This is a genomic window from Roseburia faecis (assembly GCF_001406815.1).
Classification (GTDB): domain Bacteria; phylum Bacillota; class Clostridia; order Lachnospirales; family Lachnospiraceae; genus Roseburia; species Roseburia faecis.
Genome location: NZ_CVRR01000099.1, coordinates 1 through 362 on the forward strand (window position 1 = coordinate 1; position 362 = coordinate 362).

Sequence of the window (362 nt, forward strand, 5' to 3'; positions counted from 1 at the left end):
AAAGGCATGTGGAGATGAAAAAACTGCGAAATGGCTTGAGGAAAATTTAGCAATTATGCCAGATGTTATACGAAATGCACAGAAGGCGGCAATAAGTCATGGTAGTAAACTGATATCAGTGGAGTTTAAGTTTACGAATAATGGAACCGAAATGACAACCTGTGGCATTTTTGGAGAGACTGGTACGGATTCAGAAATTGACAAATGGCTGGAGAGAATGAAAGAGGATAAAGAAAAAGAAGATAAAAAAACAGAAAATATGATTGCTATAGAAGCGACAACTAAAAATAAGGTAGGTTTTGATACATATGCATAGTATCAATTTCTATAATTTTGAAGAAAGAAAAGATTACAAACAAGGT

At 34.0% G+C, this 362-nt stretch carries 1 pseudogene; it reads left to right on the forward strand.

Annotation, left to right across the window (positions count from 1 at the left end):
* A pseudogene (locus tag M72_RS16145) lies at nucleotides 1-316 on the forward strand (hypothetical protein); the annotation flags it as partial.
* Nucleotides 317-362: the final 46 nt, after the last annotated feature.